Annotated in this window: 20 protein-coding genes; 4 read left to right on the forward strand and 16 right to left on the reverse strand. The window is 41.9% G+C overall.

Features of this window, described 5'->3' with window-relative positions; all coding sequences use genetic code 11:
• Positions 1 to 114: 114 nt before the first annotated feature.
• On the reverse strand, positions 115 to 3450 hold the full coding sequence (gene dnaE, locus C5695_RS14425; RefSeq protein ID WP_117731315.1) for a DNA polymerase III subunit alpha: 3336 nt from the start codon (positions 3448 to 3450) through the stop codon (positions 115 to 117).
• 136 nt (positions 3451 to 3586) lie between these two features.
• Between dnaE and C5695_RS14430 the strand changes: the two genes are divergently transcribed.
• The 3 genes from C5695_RS14430 to C5695_RS14440 all read left to right on the forward strand — a co-directional run bounded on the left by C5695_RS14430 (position 3587) and on the right by C5695_RS14440 (position 4723).
• Positions 3587 to 3928, forward strand: a complete 342-nt coding sequence (locus C5695_RS14430) for a sporulation membrane protein YtrH (RefSeq protein ID WP_034661856.1) — start codon at positions 3587 to 3589, stop codon at positions 3926 to 3928.
• Positions 3925 to 4428 (forward strand): sporulation membrane protein YtrI, encoded by a 504-nt coding sequence (gene ytrI / locus C5695_RS14435; RefSeq protein WP_003216226.1) that lies wholly within the window; start codon positions 3925 to 3927, stop codon positions 4426 to 4428. The genes C5695_RS14430 and ytrI overlap by 4 nt, the downstream gene beginning before the upstream one ends.
• Before the next feature lie 109 nt (positions 4429 to 4537).
• Positions 4538 to 4723, forward strand: coding sequence for a YtzJ family protein (locus C5695_RS14440; RefSeq protein WP_003216400.1), 186 nt, complete (start codon positions 4538 to 4540; stop codon positions 4721 to 4723).
• A 50-nt stretch (positions 4724 to 4773) separates the two neighbouring features.
• Here the strand turns inward: C5695_RS14440 and C5695_RS14445 are convergent, their stop codons facing one another.
• Positions 4774 to 5715, reverse strand: coding sequence for a DHH family phosphoesterase (locus tag C5695_RS14445; RefSeq protein WP_003216520.1), 942 nt, complete (start codon positions 5713 to 5715; stop codon positions 4774 to 4776).
• Positions 5716 to 5862: 147 nt separating this feature from the next.
• Here C5695_RS14445 and C5695_RS14450 point away from each other — a divergent pair, with 147 nt between their 5' ends.
• The gene (locus C5695_RS14450; protein WP_003216665.1) at positions 5863 to 6165 is read left to right on the forward strand and encodes a YtpI family protein; all 303 of its coding nucleotides are present in this window, start codon (positions 5863 to 5865) and stop codon (positions 6163 to 6165) included.
• Between the two features lie 53 nt (positions 6166 to 6218).
• Here C5695_RS14450 and C5695_RS14455 read toward each other — a convergent pair whose 3' ends face one another.
• The 14 genes from C5695_RS14455 to sppA form a co-directional block, all read right to left on the reverse strand.
• Entirely contained in the window at positions 6219 to 7541 is a 1323-nt protein-coding gene (locus C5695_RS14455; protein ID WP_117731316.1) for a CBS domain-containing protein, read from the reverse strand.
• Positions 7542 to 7687: 146 nt separating this feature from the next.
• On the reverse strand, positions 7688 to 8371 hold the full coding sequence (locus C5695_RS14460) for a metal-dependent hydrolase (RefSeq protein ID WP_117731317.1): 684 nt from the start codon (positions 8369 to 8371) through the stop codon (positions 7688 to 7690).
• Between the two features lie 66 nt (positions 8372 to 8437).
• On the reverse strand, positions 8438 to 9193 hold the full coding sequence (locus C5695_RS14465; protein ID WP_117731318.1) for an SDR family oxidoreductase: 756 nt from the start codon (positions 9191 to 9193) through the stop codon (positions 8438 to 8440).
• Between the two features lie 95 nt (positions 9194 to 9288).
• The gene (locus C5695_RS14470; protein ID WP_117731319.1) at positions 9289 to 10194 is read right to left on the reverse strand and encodes a phosphotransferase; all 906 of its coding nucleotides are present in this window, start codon (positions 10192 to 10194) and stop codon (positions 9289 to 9291) included.
• 118 nt (positions 10195 to 10312) lie between these two features.
• Positions 10313 to 11686: an argininosuccinate lyase gene (argH, locus tag C5695_RS14475; RefSeq protein ID WP_117731320.1), complete on the reverse strand. Its 1374-nt coding sequence runs from the start codon at positions 11684 to 11686 to the stop codon at positions 10313 to 10315.
• The gene (locus C5695_RS14480) at positions 11683 to 12894 is read right to left on the reverse strand and encodes an argininosuccinate synthase (RefSeq protein WP_117731321.1); all 1212 of its coding nucleotides are present in this window, start codon (positions 12892 to 12894) and stop codon (positions 11683 to 11685) included. The genes argH and C5695_RS14480 overlap by 4 nt, the downstream gene beginning before the upstream one ends.
• Before the next feature lie 173 nt (positions 12895 to 13067).
• The gene (locus tag C5695_RS14485; RefSeq protein ID WP_117731322.1) at positions 13068 to 13583 is read right to left on the reverse strand and encodes a MogA/MoaB family molybdenum cofactor biosynthesis protein; all 516 of its coding nucleotides are present in this window, start codon (positions 13581 to 13583) and stop codon (positions 13068 to 13070) included.
• 103 nt (positions 13584 to 13686) lie between these two features.
• Positions 13687 to 14871 (reverse strand): acetate kinase, encoded by a 1185-nt coding sequence (locus C5695_RS14490; RefSeq protein WP_117731323.1) that lies wholly within the window; start codon positions 14869 to 14871, stop codon positions 13687 to 13689.
• Positions 14872 to 15100: 229 nt separating this feature from the next.
• The gene (locus C5695_RS14495) at positions 15101 to 16075 is read right to left on the reverse strand and encodes a class I SAM-dependent methyltransferase (protein ID WP_117731324.1); all 975 of its coding nucleotides are present in this window, start codon (positions 16073 to 16075) and stop codon (positions 15101 to 15103) included.
• Positions 16076 to 16163: 88 nt separating this feature from the next.
• Positions 16164 to 16664, reverse strand: coding sequence for a thiol peroxidase (gene tpx, locus C5695_RS14500; protein WP_117731325.1), 501 nt, complete (start codon positions 16662 to 16664; stop codon positions 16164 to 16166).
• A 112-nt stretch (positions 16665 to 16776) separates the two neighbouring features.
• Entirely contained in the window at positions 16777 to 17229 is a 453-nt protein-coding gene (gene ytfJ / locus C5695_RS14505) for a GerW family sporulation protein (protein WP_003216488.1), read from the reverse strand.
• 14 nt (positions 17230 to 17243) lie between these two features.
• Positions 17244 to 17951, reverse strand: a complete 708-nt coding sequence (locus C5695_RS14510; protein WP_117731326.1) for a DUF2953 domain-containing protein — start codon at positions 17949 to 17951, stop codon at positions 17244 to 17246.
• A gap of 99 nt (positions 17952 to 18050) precedes the next feature.
• The gene (locus tag C5695_RS14515; RefSeq protein ID WP_117731327.1) at positions 18051 to 18575 is read right to left on the reverse strand and encodes an RDD family protein; all 525 of its coding nucleotides are present in this window, start codon (positions 18573 to 18575) and stop codon (positions 18051 to 18053) included.
• 14 nt (positions 18576 to 18589) lie between these two features.
• Positions 18590 to 19591, reverse strand: coding sequence for a signal peptide peptidase SppA (sppA, locus tag C5695_RS14520; RefSeq protein ID WP_117731328.1), 1002 nt, complete (start codon positions 19589 to 19591; stop codon positions 18590 to 18592).
• Positions 19592 to 19690 lie beyond the last annotated feature (99 nt).

Raw genomic sequence — 19690 nt, forward strand, 5'->3', positions numbered from 1 at the left:
TGATTTAATGAATTGCTAAGTTGATAAGCACATACTGGCAGTTTTAAATACACAGAATCTTTAAAATGATAACACAATAGGTAAATTTGTAAAACATATTTAGACGATTTGTCATCATTTAATCACAACATTTTGGTCACCGAGCAGCTCTTTTAATTGGAAAATCACTGCATGATCTGCATGAACTTTGTATGCATCTGGGAGTCTCACTGTCTTTTTCTGCTTCGCATAATACAAATAGACATCCGCTTCTCCGCTATGCATCGAGATCACTCGTTTTACTTGCTCTAACAGCTCCTGCGTATGGTTTTCTTCTTTTACCCGAATGTAGACAGACTCTTTTCTTTTTGTGCCCATCTCTTCAAGCAGAACGGCTTCTTGCACGATGATTTGGCTGCTGTCATTTCTGACATCTATTCTGCCTTCAACATAAAGCATGGCGCCCTCCTCAAGTAAGGGGGACAGCTTTCTAAATTGCTCTGGAAAGACGACGCCTTCCATTTCTCCCGTTTCATCCCCAAATGTGACAAATGCCATCGATTGACCATTTTTTGTTCGAATCGATTTCACTTTTGTCAAAAGACCACCCATTGAGACATTTCGCTTTATATAGGAAGAAAGCCTGATGATATCCACTGCACCATTCTCTCTTAAGCGATCTCGGTACGCTTGTACAGGATGATTTGATAAATATAGTCCAAGTGCCTCTTTTTCAAATTGCAGGAGATCGACAAGCGGCAATTCTTCTATCTCCGCATATTTTGGCTTAATGGAGAAGGTTGTATCCCCCAGAAAGTCGAGCTGATCATCTGGATTTAAAAATGACACGTGGTCTAATGCAATATCTATTGATGCCAATAACGAAGCACGATTTGGATAAAGCTCATCCATCGCCCCTGAAAAAATGAGCGCTTCAATCGTTTTTCTGTTTACACTCTTTGGTGAAACTCTTGCGCAAAAATCAAATAAATCTTCAAACGGCTTTTCCTGTCTTGCCCTGTATATATCCTTTACAGCTGACACTCCGACATTTTTAATCGCTCTTAAGCTGTAGCGGATCTCCCCTTTTTCAACCGTAAATGGAAATTCACTCTTATTAATAGAAGGCTTCAACACAGATATCCCTTTTTCCTTTGCCTCATAGAAATATTGAGCGACTTTGTCTTCATTTCCAATCACACTCGTTAAAAGTCCGCACATAAAATATAACGGATAATGCGCTTTTAAATAAGCAAGCTGAAAGCCAATCATGCTATATGCAACAGCATGGCTTCTATTAAAACCATAGTTTGCAAATTTGACGATTAAGTCATAAACGTCATTTGCAATGTTAACAGGATACTCCTTTTTTAGGCATCCTTCAACAAAATGGCTTCTCTCTTCATCAAGGACCTTTTTATCCTTCTTTGAAACAGCTCTTCTTAATAGATCGGCCTCACCTAGCTGAAAACCAGCCATCTTCGCTGCAATCAGCATGATTTGCTCCTGATAGACGATAACCCCATATGTGTCCTTTAAAATGTCATACAAATCAGGATGCGGGTAAGAAACCTTAACTCTGCCATGCTTTCGGTCGATGAAAAGCGGGATATTCTCCATTGGACCTGGGCGATAGAGGGCATTGACCGCCACAATGTCTTCTAAACTAGACGGCTTCAGACGTCTCAGCACTTGACGCATTCCTTGTGATTCTAGCTGGAAAATCCCTGTTGTATCTCCTGCTGATAACAGTTCAAACGTTTTTTGATCTTCATATGAAATGTCACTAAAGTTAATGTGGACGTTTTCCTGTCTTTCAATCTGGTTTTTAATGGATTCAATTAAGGTTAAGTTTCTAAGTCCTAAGAAATCCATCTTTAAAAGTCCGAGATCTTCTAAGTAATTCATGGCGTACTGCGTTAAATACACACCATCATGGCCGTCTTGAATGGGAACGACCTCTGTTAGCGGCTCCTCGCTTAGTACAACGCCGGCTGCATGTGTCGATGTATGTCTTGGCAAGCCTTCTACCTTTAAAGCGGTTTGAAAGACCTGCCGGAGCTCTTCAGATTGCTGGAGCATTGTTTTTAATTCAGGCGATGCAGTCACTGCTTCTTTCAGCGTCGTTCCTGGCTTTGATGGAATCAGCTTTGCAAGACGGTCTGCTGCCTTTGAATCAATTCCCATTACACGTCCAACATCTCTTAAAGCAGCCTTTGCTGCAAGTGTTCCAAACGTGACAATTTGCGCCACATGCATATCTCCGTATTTGTCTTTTACATAAGAGATGATTTCATCTCTTCTTGTGTCTGGGAAATCAATATCAATATCCGGCATACTGATTCGCTCAGGATTTAAAAAACGCTCAAATAACAGACCGTGACGAAGGGGATCAACATCTGTAATAAACAGAACGTAGGCAACAAGTGACCCTGCTGCCGATCCCCTTCCTGGTCCTGTAACAATGCCTTGGTCGTGCGCATACTTCATAAAATCCCACACGATGAGAAAATAATCACTGAAATTCATCTTTTGGATAATGCTCAGTTCATACTCAAGTCTTTTTACATACGCGTCATTTGAAGCAATCTTCCTTTGCTTCATTCCTTCTGTGCACACCTTGCGTAAAAACTGATCTGCAGTTGATTGATCAGGAGTCGGGTAGGATGGGAGTTTTGTCTGCCCAAGATTTAAATCTACTTCACAGCGGTCTGCGATCTCCACCGTTCTTGTCAGCAGCTCCGCATCTTCCGCATACCATTCCTTCATTTCTTCGAAGGTTCTGAAATGCTTTTCTCCTTTGTCTTCCTCAATCTCTGAGAGCTTCTGCCCTGCTTTAATGGCTTTTAAACACGTATAGGCCGTTTGATCTTCCAGGTTGATGTAATGGACATCCCCTGTCGCAACAAGTGGGATCTCCACGCTTTTTGAGATGTCCCTAAGTTTACCGGTCAGCGATTCGTCTTGCTGAAATGGCTGAAGCGCGATATACACGTGTCCCTCACCGAAAATTTGTTTCAATTGTTTCGCTGCATCTTGCGCTTCTTCTAGCTGATCATGCTGAAGCAGCGTTTCAATGTAACCGGAAACGCCTGGGGTGATGGCAATAAGTCCGCGGTGATAGCTTTTCAGCCATTTTTCTTTCAGTCCCGCTTTTGATTTTGATTTCAGCACACTGCTGATTTTGATCAAGTTTTGGTAGCCTTCATTGTTTTTCGCAAGGAGCACTAAGGGATAAGCCTCTGTCTCTTGTTCATCTATGAAGACAGAAGCTGTTAAACCGATGACCGGCTTGATGCCATGTTTTTTACATTCCTTATAAAATTCAACCGTTCCATACATCACATGGTCATCGGTAAGAGCGAGCGCCTTGCAGCCAAGTTCTTTCGCTTTCAGCACGAGCTCCTTTACTTTTGCTGCACTGCTTAATAAGCTGTATCCACTGTGGACCTGAAGATGAACATAAGACATGCTAATCCACTCCTTTCGTCTAAAGTCATTCTTTCATTATAAAACGCGATGCGATGAGAAACAAATGTTCTTTCTTTTCTCTCTGTTCATACTTGTCCCGCACGCACCATATATTGAATAGAGTGAGGTGGACAAAATGGATGTGAAGGAAGCTTTTATTCCAAATTTTATCAGCTGTTATTTTATTGCGCTTGGAGTCATTTTGGGTGGTGCCATTATCGGCGGTGTTGGTGCTTATTTATCAGGTCAGCCGCCTTTATCCATTATTACGAGTCTTGCCAACCGTTTAAAGATTTGGGCGCTTGTCGCAGCCATCGGGGGAACGTTTGATGCTGTTTATAGCTTTGAACGAGGCATTTTCGAGGGAAACACCCGTGATATTTTCAAGCAGATTTTATTAATTGTCTCTGCCATGGGCGGTGCGCAAACGGGTTATCTCATTATCACGTGGCTCACACAGGAGCATGTGTCATCATGAGGGTGCCGGAGCTTTACAAACGTCCAGGCTGGCAGCGTTTTTTTGCGGGGATGATGTTTGGTGCGATTGTGAGCTGGCTCATTTTCCTCTTTACATACGGAACCTTTCAGGAAAAGCAGGTGACACTGCTGAGAAGCCAGCAGCACCATATGGACAGTCTGAAAGAACAAATCACACTCTATCGGGAAGATTTGCATAAGTTAAATGAGGATAATAAGAAGCGGCTGCTGATCCAAAGCGTAGATGTCCATCTCGTCAATCGTGAGCAGTATAAAATCCCAGAGCCAGACACGCTAAAATTTGAAGATCAGGTCAAGGAGGATATCTCAGAGGTCATTACAAAGGATATTGAAAGTGTCTATAAAACAAAGGAATTATTAAAACGCACGGTCGAAAACAAAGAATATACCATTCGGGAAAAGGCATACCGCGCCAAAGTGACAGAGCTGACGATTTATACGAAGCTCTCACTTGAAGTGCGCATTTCATTTGCTGAATAAATGATCATGTGGAATTTTTATGAATTTCTGCCCTCAATGATCGCTTTTCCCCCTTAATTTTTATACACTAAAAGTAGAACGAGATCTGAAAAAGAAAGAGGTGAGGACAATGGAGGTTTATAGCTATCGTCAAATGGCAAGAGACAAAGCAAGCCGGATCAAAGACGGCATGTGCGCTTATGCTGAGACAGAAATGATGGCTCATTTAATTAAAAAAGAATTAAAGCATCAAAATCTCCAAGCCTATGAAGATTCAACTGACATCGGCTGCTGGTTTATCCCTGTATGCAAGTAACCCTTTTCTCCATGACAAAAAAAGAGAGAGGGGACTTGAAGCCCCCTCTCTCATGATGATGATTTACATACTTCTTCTAAATCACGCAAAATCTCATCTGCCACGGCCCAATCATAAATAGACGCACCAGCTGCAAGCGGGTGGCCGCCGCCATGATATTTTTTCGCAATGGTATTAATGACGACGCCTTTCGAACGGAATCTCACACGAATCTGATCATTTTCTTCCACAAAAAAGACCCATGCCTTAATCCCTGCAATATTCCCAAGTGTTCCAACAAGCTGTGAGGCTTGCTGCGCTGTCGTTTGGAACGATTCCAAAATATCCTGCTTAATGAATACAGAAGCGACTCCATTCTCTGACAAAGAAATATGTTGAAAAATATAGCCATTTAATTTCACGACATTCAGATCCGTCTCATACAATTGATTGAAAAGGTCTGAAGATGAAAATGGATATTCAATCAGTTCCCCAGCATATTTGAGCGTCTTTTTCGTCGTGTTTGGGAAAAGGAAGCGGCCTGTGTCTCCTACAATGCCGGCATAAATAAGTTCTGCCGCCTTTGTATTCAGCTGATATCCTTCTTCTTTCCCCTCTAAATACAATTCATAAATCATTTCGCTCACAGAGCTTGCCTCTGTATCCACCCAAAGCAAATCACCATAAGGATCTTCATTTGGATGATGGTCAATTTTCATCAGCTTATCACCCATTGAATAGCGCTGATCGTCAATTCTTGCTTGGTTGGCTGTATCGCAGACAATGACAAGGGCATCTTTGTACACGTCATCCGGCACTTCATCAAGTTCATATAAAAATGAAAGGGATGGCTCCGGGGTTCCTGTCGCATAAATATTTTTTTCTGGATAGGTCGCACGCAAGATTTCCGTAAGGCCGCACTGCGATCCATACGCATCTGGATCTGGTCTTACATGTCTATGAATGATGATGGTGTCATATAATGATATGGTTCTAATCAGTTCTTTTTTCATAAAAACTCCTTCTTATGCGATACTCTTTTTATTATTAAATCATAATCTATCCTGACGGAAAAGTGAGGAATAGACAATTTATTCTAGTAAGCAAGCCTATTTACGTTTAAAATAGGGTTGTAACCAATTACAATGGAGGCTTGGCACATGCTAGTTTTGATTGTGTTTATTATTTGTTCTGCCATGTTTTATTTATACTACAAAGCAAAGAATGTCCGTACGAACCGTCCAGTCGAGAAGAAATTCTGGTCGGCGAAATCCAGTATGGCACTTGGGTGCTTTGTCCTGCTCTTCGGTGTGAATCAATTATTTTTAAACCGCTCGTCACTCGCATTTGTCATTGGATTTATTTTTGTTGCTGTCGGTATTGGCAGTACGTGGGCTGGATATAAAGCCTACAAGCATTACCTTCCGCTCTTTTTAAAGGAAGGCGAAAAAGATCACGCATAATGAGAGAAGGGCTAAAATGATGGTTATTTTAGCCCTTTGTCTTTTTCAGCAGATTATCCTCTCTCCATGAGCTGCACCATCAGCATCGCTTTACCGACGATATTCGATTGATGATAAACCTCCACTTCCAGCTTTCCAAACTTGCGGCCTACTTCTAAAATATTCGGCTTGATTTGTATCGTGGATTCCATTTGAACCGGTTTTAGGAAGTAGACAGAGAGACTTTCGACGATCAGTTCCCCTTTTTTATGAGATTTTAAGAAACGGTTGGCGGATTCAATTAAAATTTGCGTGAACACACCATATGAAATGTTTCCGAGCTGGTTTGTCATTTGTGGTGTGACCTCATATTGATACACGGCATCTGCCTTTGGTTTTTCTGTATCGGTCTCTTTAAACCCTCTTGAGACAACATCATCCAGTTTTTCTCCGACCTGCGGCTGCTTTTGAATCATTTGAAGCGCCTTCAGCACGTCCTGACGGCTGATCATCCCAATCAGTTTCGCATAATCATCGACAACTGGAAGCACCTCAATGCCTTCCCATACCATCATTTGGGCAGCAGAGGCAACAGAGGTTTTTCCAATGACTGTCAGCGGATTTTTCGTCATCACCTTTTCAATTGGTGTGGAGCGGTCATGCCCTGCGATATCCTTTGAAGTGAGAATGCCGTGAATCTTCATTTGGTCATCTGCGACCGGGAAGCGGCCGTGGCCAGTTTCATCATTTTTTTCATACCATTTTTCAAGCTTATCTTCTGGTGATAAATACACCGTTCGTTCTATCGGTGTTAAAATATCTTCCACAAGTACGATCTCTTTTTTAATTAATTGGTCATAAATGGCCCTGTTAATGAGCGCTGCTACGGTAAATGTGTCGTAGCTTGTTGATAAAATGGGCAGCTCAAGCTCATCTGCGAGCTGAATAATCTCATCATCTGTTGAGAATCCACCCGTGACCAGCACAGCTGCTCCTGCCTCTAATGCTTGCCTGTGGGCATTGATTCGGTTTCCGACGATCAGCAGGTTGCCAGCTGCCGTATAGCGCATCATCGCATCAAGCTCCATCGCTCCGATGACAAATTTATTCAACGTTTTATGTAAACCTGCTCGTCCTCCAAGCACCTGCCCGTCAATGACATTGACCACTTCCGCATATGTGAGTTTTTCAATATTTTCTTTTTTCTTCTGTTCAATTCGAATGGTGCCGACTCGTTCAATCGTACTGACGAATCCTTTATTTTCAGCATCTTTGATGGCCCGGTAAGCGGTCCCTTCACTCACTTTCATTTCTTTCGCAATACGCCGGACAGAGATTTTCTCTCCGACATCTAATGAATCAATATACGATAAAATTTGTTCATGCTTTGTCGCCAATCCCGTTCACCCTTTTTATTTTCAGCGTTTTCATCTATGTTTCATTATAAAGGCAGGAGGCTTTTAATAGCAATTTGTCTTTTTTCAGCACAATACTTGTAAATAAAAAAAGCCGGCATTTGAGTGCCAGCTTTTTGCTATGTTGATTAAATCTCGATCGATTCTCCGCTGTTTAACACATGGCCAACGCCGCCATGCAGGCTGTCTGCAAATGCATGCGGGTCCTGCTCAATCGGCGGGAATGTGCTATAGTGAATCGGAACGACTTGCTTAGCACGAAGCCATTCGGCTGCGATTCTTGCATCGTCCGGTCCCATCGTGAAATTATCACCGATTGGCAGGAAGGCAAGTTCAATATGATTCAGCTCACCGATCAGTTTCATATCTGAAAAGAGGGCAGTGTCTCCAGCATGATAAATCGTTTTACCTTCTGCGGTAAATAAAATACCTGATGGCATCCCTGTATACGTAATCGTCTGCTTTTCCTCATCAATGAGTGCTGAACCGTGGAACGCTTGCGTAAGCTTGACTTTACCGAATTCAAATTCACGTCCGCCTCCAATAGAAAGCGGGTGCGTTTTTACCCCTTGCCAGCTTAAATAAGTGGCAAGTTCGAATGGCGCGACAATAAGCGCATCATTGTTTTTAGCGATTTCAATGGTGTCACCGATATGATCTCCATGCCCGTGTGTGAGCAAAATGACATCCGCTTTGACATCTTGCGGCTTGATATCTGTGTGTTTATTTCCATTTAAAAATGGATCAATCCAAATATGGTATCCGTTTGTTTCAATGTGTACGACTGAATGTCCGTGATATGTAGCTTTCATGTGAGTATATCCACCTTTCGAATTTGATCTCATTTTATCTATTCCCTGTATCAAAACCTGAAAAACTTAGTGTCTGTGAATGACGTTAAGACCACCTGTTGCTTCAATAACGGTCCCTGTAATGAGGTCTGAGCGGTCATCGCATAAAAAGGAAATGATGCGACCGATATCCTCTCCAGTACCAGACCTGCCAATCGGCGTTTCATCGTCTTTGATCTGTCGTGCTTCTTCTATTGTCGACTCTTTCATGTCTCCAACGATTTTGCCTGGGCAAACCATATTGGCGGTAATGCCGCTTTCGGCTTCTTCAATCGCAATGGTTTTCGTCAATGACGCCAGCCCTACTTTTGCCGCTCCGAAAGCTGATCTGTGCATCCATCCCGGCGCATGGTCTGCCCCTTGGAAGCCATATGTGACAATACGGCCAAAGCCTTGCTTTCTCATCATCGGAATCACCATTCGGAACAAATGGAACACAGCAGATAGGTTGCCTTCCATCATTTGATACCATTCATCTTCGGAATAATCCGCGAGTTTTTTCCGTTCAAAAATATAAGGTCCGGCATTATTGATCAAAGCGTCAATTCGCCCAAATCGCTCTGCTGCCAGCTCTACCATGTGTTTTAAATCTTCTTTGTTTGTCACATCTCCTTGAACAAATTGAAGCTTTTCTTCGTATGCCTGTAAGTCTTCTTTCATCTGCCGCACAGCTTCATCATCACTTCGATAATTCACTGTGACAGAATACCCCATATTCAGTAAAGACTCGGTGACTTTCCTGCCAAGTCCTTTAGAACCCGCTGTTATTAATGCGTGTCGCACACAATCTCCTCCTAAAGCAAAGGTTGCAAGTTCATGTGTTTCTTTTGTTATCTTTACTTTACTATAAACCGGCTTCCTTCGCACTTTTGAACCCTTTATCGACGCGGGTAAAACAGGATAGGGTGGTTCATCCACTTGTTCAGATCCCATGAGCCGTGGATATCGAGTAGCAGCGAAACAAAACGATAGCATTCTCTCACTTCATGAAGCTGGTGAGGAATCGGGCAAATCTCCTCATAGCCCAATTGAACATCGTGTGCAGCCTCTTTCGTCAACAGGTATTCCAATGCAATAAAATCAAATGCAGTTGGTCCAAATACGACATACTCCGTATCAACTAGACTCGTCACTTGATCATCTTTTTCAATATATTGCGACGGATCTAAATCAATTAAAATGAGGCTGGCTGAATCAGGAGAAGTTAGCTTTTCAATTTTTTGCTGCACCATGGCTCCATAACATTGAAATTCAGGCTGATCAGCGTAATAGCGGCTTATGAGCTTCGAAACAGCCTTTTTTAACAGAGCATGGAATTCTCTTAACTGCCTCTTTTCAGCTCCGTATACTGCACCGAAAGAGTGGATACGAAAGGAATGAAGTTGCGCTAGTTTCCTACCGTAATCCTTATAGAAATCTGATGAACGTCCCTCAAAAGATGTTAAGGGAGTTCCTTCTACTTTTTTCATGACATGATAGAGTTTCCCCGCCTTCTTCACTTTACGAACAACTTCCGGAATATGAAAGGAATTCGTCTGAGCCAGCTTTTCATTGATTTGATCGAGATGCGCTTGTACTTTATGGGCTTTTACTCCATAGATCATGTTGATCCCATACACAAATTCACTTTCTTCTCTAGCAGTTTTAGGAGATTTTATCACATATTCCGTTTGATCCTGAAAGGAGATCAACCACACACCATTAGCGCGTCCGTCGTATTGTTCTCCTAACGTTTTAACTGATACGATCGGCTGATCAAACAAAGCTTGAAGCGTTTTCTTCATGGCCGGCTATCACTCCCTCTTCAGCTTGACGCTCGTATGCTTTCATTTTCTCCAACAATGATCAATCTCCTTTTCCCATGACAAAAAACCATCCGTATAAACGAATGGTTTTTGTCAGTTACGCTAGGCAGGCTTTTGCTTTTTCTAAAGCGAGCTGAATTTGTTTGAATCCAGTACCTCCTGCACTTGTTCTTTTTTCAACAGCCACATATGGATCAAGAACAGTGTAAATGTCTTGTTCAAAGAGATCGCTTGCTTCTGTGAATGTTTCAAAAGAAAGATCACTTAGATAGATGCCTTTTTGAATACATGTATACACAAGCTTGCCAACGATTTCGTGTGCTTCACGGAATGGCATGCCTTTTTTCGCAAGGTAGTCTGCCACTTCTGTCGCATTTGAGAAATCTTCTTTTGTTGCCTTTTTCATGACATCTTCGTTCACTGTCATCGTTTGGATCATGCCGGTGAAGATTTGGAGGCTGCCAGCGATGGTTTTCACTGTATCAAACATGCCTTCCTTATCTTCTTGCAAATCTTTGTTATACGTAAGCGGCAAGCCTTTCATAATCGTGAGAAGCCCCATCAGGTTGCCATACACGCGGCCTGTTTTCCCGCGGATTAATTCAGCCATATCCGGGTTTTTCTTCTGCGGCATCATGCTGCTGCCTGTTGCATACGTGTCATCGAGTTCAATGAATTTGAATTCTTGCGAGCACCATAAAATGATTTCCTCACAAAAACGTGAGAGATGCATCATCACAAGGCTGCTGTTAGACAAAAACTCTAAAATGAAATCCCGATCACTCACGCCATCAAGGCTGTTTTCGTAAATGTGGTCAAAGCCAAGCAGCTCTGCTGTATATTCACGATCAATCGGGAATGTCGTTCCTGCTAACGCCCCGCATCCAAGTGGAGACACGTTAATTCGCTTTAATGAATCTTGGAAACGCGCTTTGTCACGCTCTAGCATCCAGAAATAGGCGAGCATATGATGAGCAAAGGAAATAGGCTGTGCACGCTGCAAGTGTGTATATCCAGGAAAAATCGTTTCAACGTGCTGTTCTGCTTTTTCTACAAGCACTGTTTGAAAGGAAGAGATCAATTCAATGATATGCTCCACTTGGTTATTCAAATATAAGTGCATATCGGTTGCGACCTGATCATTCCGGCTTCTCGCTGTGTGCAATTTGCCGCCAAGCGGACCAATCTCATCAATCAGCATCTTTTCAAGGTTTAAATGAATGTCCTCATAATCCACTGAGAATTCAAGTTCATCTGCCTCTGCCTTTTTCATGAGTGTATTCAGTCCATCTTTGATCGCAGCGGCCTCCTCATCGTCTAGGATACCGCATTTGTTCAGCATACTTGCATGAGCAAGGGAGCCGGTCAGATCTTCTTTGACTAATTGTTTGTCGAAATGGATGGACGCGCCAAACTCATCGACCCATTTTTCTGGTGTTTTTTGAAATCGGCCTCCCCAAAGCTTTTTCATGCTTTAACCTGCTCCTTTTTGTTCACGATGCTGTTTACTTTTGTTGGTAAGCCCCAAAGGTTAATAAATCCTACCGCTGCATCATGATCGAATTCATCTGCTTTTGTATAAGTCGCTAGATTTTCATCGTAAAGTGAATATGGTGATTTACGTCCTTCTACAATCGCATGGCCTTTAAATAGTTTCACACGGACCACACCTGTTACGTTCTTTTGTGTTTCTTGTAAGAAGGCATCTAGTGCTGATTTGAGTGGTGAGAACCATAAGCCGTTGTATATTAATTCAGCCATTTTTTGTTCAATGATTGGCTTAAAGTGCGCAACTTCCTTCACAAGCGTTAAGTCTTCAAGCTCTTTATGTGCTTTTAGAAGTGTGACAGCACCTGGGCACTCGTACACTTCACGAGATTTGATCCCCACAAGACGGTTTTCAACGTGATCGATTCTTCCAACACCATGCTGACCAGCGACTTCATTTAAATGAAGGATGAGATCAGATAATGAATACTGGATACCGTCAATCGCTGTTGGTTTTCCTTTTTCAAATGTGATTTCAATGATTTCTGGTGTATCAGGTGTTTTTTCAAGTGGATTCGTTAGATCATATGCACCTTCTGGCGGCGCAGCCCAAGGATCTTCTAAAATCCCGCATTCGTTACTTCTGCCCCAAAGGTTTTGATCGATTGAATATGGGCTGTCTAAGTTAATCGGAATTGGAATACCGTGCTTTTGTGCATAATCGATTTCTTCATCACGAGACCATTTCCACTCACGCACTGGTGCAAGAACTTCTAGGTCTGGGTTCAATGCTTTAATGGATACTTCAAAACGAACTTGGTCGTTTCCTTTTCCAGTACATCCGTGTGCAACGGCTACTGCATTTTCTTTCTCTGCGACTTCCACTAATTTTTTGGCAATAAGCGGACGAGATAACGCAGATACTAGCGGGTATTTTCCTTCATACATCGTGTGAGCTTGTAGTGCAGCAAGTGCAAATTCTTCAGCAAATTCTTCTTTTGCGTCGATCATGTAAGATTGAACAGCACCGACTTGAAGGGCTTTTTGTTGAACGAATGCTAAATCTTTTCCTTCGCCTACGTCAAGGCAGCAAGCAACGACTTCGTATCCTTGTTCTTGTAACCATTTAACTGCAACAGAGGTATCAAGACCTCCGGAATATGCTAATACGACTTTTTTATTTTGTGACATGATTGAAAAGCTCCTCTCACTTGTTTTGGTTCTGTGAATGTTTTTTGCATAAAAATAAGTTTTAATTCATAAACATGCATTTAGTATGTATACACTGTAACAAGGAAAAATTGTTTTTTCAACCCCTTTATGAAAAAAACTCTGCCAAATTTTCTTGGCAGAGTCATTTTGGGCTATTTTTGATCTTTTTCAAGCTCTCGTATGACGTGAGGAAGCTCTGGAATAATGAGTTTTGTCATGGCTAAGCGAACAGCTCCGGTTGAGCCTGGTGTAGCAAAGACGGCTTTTTGATTGACGACCCCGGCCGCTGCCCGTGACAAAATAGCTGCGGAACCAATGTCTTCTGTATAGCTCAGCATGCGGAAGAGTTCACCAAAGCCAGGTAGCTCTTTGGAGAAAAGAGGCGTGATGGATTCAATGGTGACATCCCTTGCGGCAATTCCCGTCCCTCCATTTAACAAGACGGCATCTATTTTTGGTTCGCCTGTTCCCTCTAGTACAACGTCTTGGATCGCTCCAATGTCATCTTTGACAATATCGTATGCAAGAATGAGATGTCCCTGTTCTTTGAGCAAATCAATCATCAGGCGGCCGCTTTTATCTGTTTCTTTCGTTCTTGTATCACTGACTGTAATGACTTTGACATAAAGCCTCGTCTTCGCCTCACGTTTATGTTCTTCAACACTCATTTTCTCACCGCACCCTTTCGCTTTATTTGGACAACATTATAGCATGCTGCGTTGAACAGAAAGAAGCTCTTTCCCAATAAGGAAAAGAGCTTCTTCATTTTGATTATGCTAAGCGCATAACGTCTCTTGCAATCATGACTTCTTCGTTCGTTGGAATAACGATGACTTTAACAGGAGAGTGCGGGTAGCTGATAAATGCTTCTTCGCCTCTCATGTTGTTAAGGGAAGGATCCCAATATACGCCCATGAATTCTAGACCACGTAGTACACGTGCTCTTACTTCTGAACTATTTTCTCCGATTCCAGCTGTGAAGATGATCGCATCTACGCCATTCATTCTTGCTGCATAAGAACCGATATATTTATGAATACGGCTTGCAAAAATATCAAGCGCTACTTCTGCACGATCGTTTCCTTCTTCTGTTGCTTCTTCGATATCACGAAGGTCACTTGATAGACCAGACACACCTAAGAGACCACTCTTCTTATTCAAAGTAGAAAGTACTTCTTCAGCTGTATGTCCTGTTTTCTCCATAATAAATGGAATTAGGGCAGGGTCAATGTTTCCTGAACGTGTACCCATTGCAACACCCGCAAGTGGCGTGAAGCCCATTGACGTATCGATTGATCTTCCGCCTTCAACTGCTGCGATACTTGCCCCATTTCCAAGGTGGCAAGAGATCAAACGAAGCTCTTCAAGAGGACGGCCTAATAACTCTGCCGCACGCTCTGTCACGAACTTATGGCTTGTCCCGTGGAATCCGTATTTACGAATACCAAAGTTTTTGTAGTAGTCGTACGGAAGGCTGTATAGGTAAGACTGCTCTGGCATTGTTTGATGGAAAGCTGTATCAAACACAGCGATCGCTGGTACGTCAGGCAGAATTTGTTTGAATGCTTTGATTCCTACAACGTTTGCAGGGTTATGCAGTGGTGCAAGCTCTGAAAGCTGATCAATGTCATTGATCACTTCGTCTGTTAATAGAACAGAGTCGCTGAATTTTTCTCCGCCGTGAACAACGCGGTGTCCTACACCATCAATTTCGTTAAAGTCTTTGATGATGTTGAATTCAGTTAGTTTCCCAAGCAGCATTTTGACCGCTACTGCATGATCTGGAATATCTGTGATTTCTGTTTTCTTTTCTCCATCTACAGAAATCGTGAAGATACTGTTATCCATTCCGATTCTTTCAACAAGACCTTTTGTTAAAACGGTTTCTTCTGGCATGTCGAACAATTGGAATTTAAGAGATGAGCTTCCTGCGTTGATTGCAATAATTTTGGACATTCTTGTCGCTCCTTTTACTCAGTTGTTATATAAGGTTTCACGTTTTTTTCGGTGCTATATTCAACCTGTTTGACGGGTCTTTTATAGTTTAACGATAAGTCCGAAAAATATCTGACTTTTTCATTTAAACATTGAAAACTTTGCATTTCAAGTGCACCTTTGAACTGTTATCGCTTACATCGATAAGTCGTTATTTTCTGAATAATAAAATAGCCAGACATTACTCTGGCTATTCTTTCGTTTCTTTTTCTTCTATAAACCATTGGTCTAATTTTCTCATCACGCCCACCATCGATTCCTTTTGTGAGAAGGACGGCAGATTGGCAAAGAGCATCCGTTTTGGTGCTTCCAAGCCTTCTTTTTTCTTTTGCATCACGAATAAGCTTTTGGCGTGTTTTTTGTCCTTGAACATGGAGACCGGCAGTTGAATTAACGCATTCATATAGGCCTGATCTTTGATGTAATCCTTTAATTGTACGCTTTCTTTTCCTTCAAACAAGTCGTTTGGAATGATGAAGAATAAGAAGCCGCCTTCTTTCGTATAACGAAGGCTTTGTTCAATAAATAAATAATGGGCGAAGGCGTGTCCTTCTTTTGCCTTTAATTCATAGTCTTTGGCTCGCTCATCATTTGGGTAATACCCGACAGGGAGGCTGCATACAGTGACATCTACTGGAGAGATCAAAAGCGGTTCAAGGCTGTCTTGATGGAAAAGCTCGACTTCCTTTTCTTCTAAATTCGCCTGTGCCCAAGCAATTTTAATGAGCACATCATCAATTTCAGAGGCAAAACCGCGCTTCGTTTCTGCGGTCAGATTGTTTAAGACAGCAAGCAGTAAGTTCCCTGTTCCCGCTGCTGGATCAAAGACAACAAGCTCTTTTTGTCCTTCTAAAAATTTATTCACCAAATAGCTGACAAACAGCCCGATCGTATCTGGGGTCATTTGACGATTTGGATGGGATATATCCTTTTGTCCTTTTAGTACGGCGAGCTGAAACGCTTTACGAATCTGTTCATGATCGTAAGAGGCAAAATCTGCTTTTTCTATTACATCCTTTAATAACCCGTCTCGATCATTTGCTTGAAAAAAAGCTTCTCCCGCTTCTGCCAATGCTTCAATATAGGAGATGCTTTGTTCCTTTTTTAATCGAATAGAAGCTGTATCGAGCAGCTCAAAAATCGTACTCACTTGATCTTTCTGCAATGCTTTTCTCTCCTCGCTTTGTTAAAAGCTATATGTTCTCATTGAAAAGAGCCCCAGAATGAAGCCGGAGCTCTTGTCGATGCTGCTTTTATAACAGTGATTTTGCAGCTTCAATGGCTTTTTCATAATTTGGATGATTCGTTGCTTCGCTAACGTATTCAGTGTAAACCACTTTTCCGTTTGAGTCTAACACGAAAACGGCACGCGCTAATAAACGCAATTCTTTCATGTATACACCGAATGCTTCACCAAAAGACATATCTCTATGATCAGATAATGTTTCAACATTTTCAATTCCGTTTGCTCCACACCAGCGTGCTTGTGCAAATGGAAGATCTGCACTAATCGTATAAATATTGACCGGACCTAAACCGGCTGCCTCTTCATTGAAACGTCTTGTTTGTGCGTCACACACACCTGTATCAATAGAAGGAATCACTGAGATGATCGTCACTTTTCCTGTTAAATCAGAAAGTGAAACTTCCCCTAGTGAGTTCGTTAATACCGTAAAATCAGGGGCCTGCTCGCCTACTTTTACTTCATTTCCTACAAGCGTTACTGGGCTCCCTTTAAATGTGATCGATGCCAAAACAATTCCTCCCTTTTCAAATGTATGGTTCTATCATAGTAGAGAAAGCAAAAAACTGCAAAGCCTAATCGTCCATTTTGAAAAAAAAGTTAACTGCGGCGCAGCTAACTTTTTAAAGGTCTATGTCATCTAGTTTTCGTTCTTTATGACGGTTCTCCCGTTCATCTTTCTTAAACATGTGCTGAAGACGTTCAATTGCTTGAGGAGCAGAATCCAATATTTTATCAAGCAGATGTGTGTGTTCATCCAAATGTAGCATTCGAACGCCGTTAGTTCCGACAATTAAGAAGGCAATTGGTGTAATCGACACCCCGCCGCCGCTTCCTCCGCCAAATGGGAGTCTCGGTTCTTTTCGTTCTTGATCATCAGAACGCTTTTCTTTCTTTTGGTTCCCGTTAAATTCACTGCCACCGGCTGCAAATCCAAAACCAACCTTTGATACAGTGAGAATGACACTGCCGTCAGGGGTTTCGACTGGATCGCCGATGATTGTATTCACATCTATCATTTCTTTTAAGTTTTCCATCGCTGTCTTCATGAGACCTTGGATTGGATGATCTGCCATTTTCGGGTTCCTCCTTAAACAGATGATTCATTCTTCGTTGCTTGAAGAGAGGCACTTTTTCTCGCCTTTCTTCCTTTTAACCATTGGACAAGTAAACGAATGGCTGCAAGCATAGCATGTCCAATACGAAAATAAGCTATACATGTAAACTGGGTCTGTGACACATTGTGCTGAAAGGCAGGAATCACTTCATACACTGGTTTATGCTTAAAGGTGAGATGCTCCTGCATAAAGGCAAGCAGCGCTCCTTTGACTGACCACACACCTCCAGCTGCTACGCCTGTTAAAGCCGCGTCATGAAAGCCAATCCATGTTGACCAGTGAAACGATACAATTCTAATGCGAATGAAGAACTTACGCATGATCCGGTTTAAATCGACGATCTCTTTTGTGATGCGCTCCATTTGATGAAGGATTTGCTTCATATCACGCTTTCCCACTTTTTTATGCATGGATTCTTTTTCTTGACTAGGCGTTTTGGCGCTCGCCATTTTCTTTTCACGAATATCAATCGTTTGATCTTCCGGATTGACCTTTACCATCGGAATGTCTTTTTTGAGTCTGATGATTCCATAGAAGGTGATGATCTTCAGCGCAAGATGGTCATTGTCATTTGCATGTGAATAATCCAGTGAAATGGTCACTTTCATGAAGATCAATAAGATCACAAGGAACAAAAAAGCTGCGATCCAAACGTAAAGCACTGTGCTCACTTCCTCCATAACAAATGATGCTTCCCCTACGATTATGGCTCTCATTCTGGATTTTATACCCAATCATGAAAAAAGAGTTTGACCGGTAACGGCCAAACTCTTCTGATTTTATACGTTTGATTCTGTTTTTTCATATAGATGTTCATGGACGACCACCGTATCGGCAAAGTAATCATGAACCCCTTGCTTTTTCGGTGTGAACCCAACAATTGCATAGAGAACAAAAAGCGTATTAATATAGCGTCCCACAATCTCTCTAAAGAAAATGACATCCCATGCCAGCTTCTTCTCAGGCTGAAGCGAGACCACTTTAATCCCAAACACCATTTTACCAAGTGTTTGCTGAAAGATTTTCGTCATGATGGCAAAATAGAGCAGGAATACAATCGTCGTTGTGACGGAAAATGGAGAAAACCATCCGCCTCCTTTGGACCAGCCAAACACACTAAAAATTGGAGAAACCGTCAAATGGTTGACACCCCAAACGACGAGCCAATCGAGAATAAACGCCCAAAACCTAATCCAAAAGCCTGCAAACGCCTGTGCTTCAATCACTGCACGCTTCGCAAGAGCCGGATTCGATTCTTCCTCTTGGCTACGGCTTTCGGTTACTTCATCGAATGTAGAATCCATCTATGATCCCTCCTTTATTTTGAATAGAGATACATCGGTTTAGACCCGTTTGAGCCAGCCAGTGTTTCTTTTAGATTGAGAAAATCAATTTCGCTTTTAAAGAGTTTGCTTGCACTCATATTGAAGAGAGAGTTCCAGCCAAAGTTTTGAGAATAGCTGATCACTGTCGCTCCTTTTAAGCCTTTTTCATTTTTCTTCATTGCTTTTAATGCATCTTCATAATATCCTAGTTCATCGACTAATCCGTTCGATTTTGCCTGTGTTCCGTCATAGATCCGGCCGTCAGCAATTTTCTTCACATCTTGTTTTGACATGCCGCGTCCTTCAGAGATGACCTTGACAAACCCTTCATACGAGTTATCGACCATACTTTGCATGATGTCGCGCTCATCTTTTGTCATATCACGATTTGGTGACATGATGTCTTTAAATTTTCCACTCTTAATTGTTTCATATTTAATGCCTAAATTATCTGCCAGCTTTGAATAATTCAAGCTTTGCATGATCACACCTAACGATCCTGTTAATGTTTCAGGTGAAGCAAAGATTTTCTTGGCTGGAGTTGATACGTAGTAGCCGCCCGAAGCTGCCATTGACCCCATAGAAACATAAATCGGCTTCTTCGCTTTTTTCACTTCTTCTAATTTCTTATGTATTTCCGCACTTTCATAGACACCGCCACCAGGAGAGTTTACGCGTAGCAGTACACCTTTTACTGAAGCATCATCTTTCGCTTTTTCTAGTTCTTTGAGGAATGCACGATGATCATAACCTTCTCCGCCTAAAAGACTTGATGCACCACCATTATCTTGAATAGTTCCATTAATCTCAAGAACTGCAATTTTCCCAGCACCGCTCCCATCCTCTAGTACCTTCTCTTCTATTTCATCACCAAATTGATAGCTCATTTTATTGTCATTGAAGCTTTCATACAAAGCTGTCGTGACACTAATCAAAATTGAAAATCCGAAAACGCCAAGTGCAATGATTAACGCTACCCATCTTTTCGCATTCATCTTTTTCTCCTCCTTCTTTTCTCTCTTCATTGATACGAATATTCACATGAAATGTTTCACAGGAATTGTGGTTTTTTTACATTTCATTTCATCATATGA

Origin of the sequence: Bacillus pumilus, assembly GCF_003431975.1 — a bacterium.
Lineage (GTDB): Bacteria > Bacillota > Bacilli > Bacillales > Bacillaceae > Bacillus > Bacillus pumilus_N.

Bases quoted from the DNA above. Each gene is read 5' to 3' on its own strand.
- dnaE (WP_117731315.1), bottom strand. From the start codon at position 3,450: ATGTCTTATGTTCATCTTCAGGTCCACAGTGGATACAGCTTATTAAGC.
- C5695_RS14430 (WP_034661856.1), top strand. From the start codon at position 3,587: ATGGATGTGAAGGAAGCTTTTATTCCAAATTTTATCAGCTGTTATTTT.
- ytrI (WP_003216226.1), top strand. From the start codon at position 3,925: ATGAGGGTGCCGGAGCTTTACAAACGTCCAGGCTGGCAGCGTTTTTTT.
- C5695_RS14440 (WP_003216400.1), top strand. From the start codon at position 4,538: ATGGAGGTTTATAGCTATCGTCAAATGGCAAGAGACAAAGCAAGCCGG.
- C5695_RS14445 (WP_003216520.1), bottom strand. From the start codon at position 5,715: ATGAAAAAAGAACTGATTAGAACCATATCATTATATGACACCATCATC.
- C5695_RS14450 (WP_003216665.1), top strand. From the start codon at position 5,863: ATGCTAGTTTTGATTGTGTTTATTATTTGTTCTGCCATGTTTTATTTA.
- C5695_RS14460 (WP_117731317.1), bottom strand. From the start codon at position 8,371: ATGAAAGCTACATATCACGGACATTCAGTCGTACACATTGAAACAAAC.
- C5695_RS14470 (WP_117731319.1), bottom strand. From the start codon at position 10,194: ATGAAGAAAACGCTTCAAGCTTTGTTTGATCAGCCGATCGTATCAGTT.
- argH (WP_117731320.1), bottom strand. From the start codon at position 11,686: ATGAAAAAGCTTTGGGGAGGCCGATTTCAAAAAACACCAGAAAAATGG.
- C5695_RS14480 (WP_117731321.1), bottom strand. From the start codon at position 12,894: ATGTCACAAAATAAAAAAGTCGTATTAGCATATTCCGGAGGTCTTGAT.
- C5695_RS14485 (WP_117731322.1), bottom strand. From the start codon at position 13,583: ATGAGTGTTGAAGAACATAAACGTGAGGCGAAGACGAGGCTTTATGTC.
- C5695_RS14490 (WP_117731323.1), bottom strand. From the start codon at position 14,871: ATGTCCAAAATTATTGCAATCAACGCAGGAAGCTCATCTCTTAAATTC.
- ytfJ (WP_003216488.1), bottom strand. From the start codon at position 17,229: ATGGCAGATCATCCAATCCAAGGTCTCATGAAGACAGCGATGGAAAAC.
- C5695_RS14510 (WP_117731326.1), bottom strand. From the start codon at position 17,951: ATGGAGGAAGTGAGCACAGTGCTTTACGTTTGGATCGCAGCTTTTTTG.
- C5695_RS14515 (WP_117731327.1), bottom strand. From the start codon at position 18,575: ATGGATTCTACATTCGATGAAGTAACCGAAAGCCGTAGCCAAGAGGAA.
- sppA (WP_117731328.1), bottom strand. From the start codon at position 19,591: ATGAATGCGAAAAGATGGGTAGCGTTAATCATTGCACTTGGCGTTTTC.